Origin of the sequence: Falsiroseomonas sp. HW251, assembly GCF_050563545.1 — a bacterium.
Lineage (GTDB): Bacteria > Pseudomonadota > Alphaproteobacteria > Acetobacterales > Acetobacteraceae > Falsiroseomonas.
The window spans coordinates 1-2162 of the sequence record NZ_JBNXUM010000076.1; the positions used below are offsets into that span (position 1 = coordinate 1).

Consider the following 2162-nt stretch of genomic DNA (forward strand, 5'->3'; position numbering starts at 1 on the left):
GTTCTTCGCCGCCCTCGAGTGCGAGCTGCTGGACCGCCGCAGCTTCCGATCCCAGGCCGAGGCACGGATGGCGGTGTTCGCCTTCATCGAGGGCTTCTACAACCCGACCAGGCGCCACTCCGCCCTGGGCTACCTCTCGCCCATCGAATACGAAGCCAGAGCCATGGCCGAGAACAACTGATCTACCCGCTAACCGTCCACGGAAGTGGGGCAACTTCAACTTCGGCCGCGGACCCACGATCCTGCGCGACCGAGAACGCATCAAACACCGCACCATCCAACGCCGCCGCTTGCTGCATCCGCTGGGTGCCGTGAGACGCGTCTCACCGGTTGCATCGCATTCCGGTGCCCGAGCAGGGGCACTGGCTCGGCCAGGTGGTGAGCGGCTATCGCGCGTATCACGCGGCGCCCACAAACTCGCAGGCCATCACGTCCTTCGTGCACTAGGTGACCTGGCACTAGAAGCGGGCGCTCGGGCGCCGCAGCCAAAAGGGCCACGTGACCTGGGCGCGAATGGCGCCGATCGCCGCGCGGTGGCTGCCGCCCGCCAGGGTCCAGCACCCGTATCCGCAGCAACGCTTCATTGTCAAACACCCGGGGTGGGAGCCGAGTGCATTAGCAGCGCACGCTCGGATCTGTCCGGGGGGCGCGGGGTAACCCGCGTCCCTACCGGGATGGGGATGGGAGCTCCTTTACTGTAAGCGCGGCGTGGAACCCCGCCGGCGAGCGGAAAGTCGAGCGGTTCGGCTGGACCTTCGCACCGGGCGACAAGGTCATGCAGCTCGACAACGACTACGAGAAGGAAGTGTTCAACGGCGACGTTGGCACGATCACCGCAATCGAGACTGAGGCCGGCGAGCTGACCGTGGTCTTCGACGGGCGCGCGGTGGCCTAAGGCTTTGGCGAGCTCGATGCGCTGGCACCCGCCTACGCGGTTACAATCCACAAGAGCCAGGGCAGCGAGTATCCCGCCGTGGTCATACCGGTGCTGACCCAGCACTACGCCATGCTGCAGCGGAACCTGCTCTACACCGGCGTCACGCGTGGCAGGCGGCTGGTTGTCTTAGTCGGGCAGCCGAAGGCCGTCGCGATCGCTGTGCGCGGCGTGGCCGGACGGCGCCGCTGGTCAAAGCTGCGGGAATGGCTCAGCGCTGCAGCTGGCGCGGCTCAGCGCCTACCTATGGTGCTGCGCGGCTAACGAGATCGAAGGCGCAGTGAATCCGGCGAAGCTCGGCGAGGTTTCCGGAGTCATTGCGCGGCCGGAGTTGAGCAGCGAAGACCGAGACTGGCCTCCTTCCTGATGGCAAAGGCTACAGCGCGGCGATAGGCTCTGTCCGTCCGAGCGGAAGCGTCGGGCCAACAGGATCGTCGAGGAAACGCACATGGAAGCGATTTCAAGGCGCGGGGCGCTGGCCGCGTCCGCGGTGGGTGCATTGCTGGCAGGGACGCTCGAAGCCGCGGCGCAAAGTGCTGCTCCGACCGCAAGCTCCGCGTCGCCCGAATTGGAAGGCCTGCGCCAACTTATCGAAGCCGCCCGCTCCAACGGACCCGACCTATCGCAGCTGATGACCCGCTACCTTCCCGGTCTGCAGGCAGGGGGTGCCGCCGCCGTGCCCGTGGCATCTGCCACTCCCACGGCCGGCACCACCACGGTCGGCACTGCCGCGTCCGGCAACGTCGCAGCAGTCTGGGGGCAGGATTTTCTGTTCGCCCTCGCCTCCGATGAACCGGCCACAATCGCGATCGACGGGCGGTCGCCGGTACCCATGACCAGGGTGTCCGGCACGAACTTCTGGCACCGGCTGGAGACGCTGCGCATCGGCGCCACCCACACCTTCACGCTGTACTCCGGCGGGCGCGAAGTCGGGACGAACTCCGTTGCCGGTTACACACCGGACAGCTATCCGATCCCTGGCGCAGCGCGCGGCACACTTTCGGAGCGCCGTACCGTCACCAGCCGCATCTACGGCGGCGCCACGGCGAATTACTGGCTGTACGCCAACGCCGGCATCGACACCGTGCGCGGCGCACCGCTGATGGTCTGGCAAGACGGGCAGAACTGCGTTGGCGAGCGCGACCTCATCAACTTCCGCCTGCAGACTGTGACCGACAACCTCGTGCACCAAAAGCGCATCCCGCCGATGGTGCATCTGCTTCTCGCG

At 66.7% G+C, this 2162-nt stretch carries 2 protein-coding genes and 1 pseudogene; all 3 read left to right on the plus strand.

What is annotated here, in order from left to right:
• Positions 1–181, plus strand: a 181-nt coding sequence (locus ACLF3M_RS35180) for an IS3 family transposase (RefSeq protein ID WP_430661675.1), incomplete at its 5' end; no start/stop codon positions are given.
• 525 nt (positions 182–706) lie between these two features.
• Positions 707–1198, plus strand: a pseudogene (locus ACLF3M_RS35185) (ATP-dependent DNA helicase); the annotation flags it as partial.
• A 184-nt stretch (positions 1199–1382) separates the two neighbouring features.
• On the plus strand, positions 1383–2162 hold a 780-nt coding region (locus tag ACLF3M_RS35190; protein WP_430661676.1), incomplete at its 3' end, for a hypothetical protein.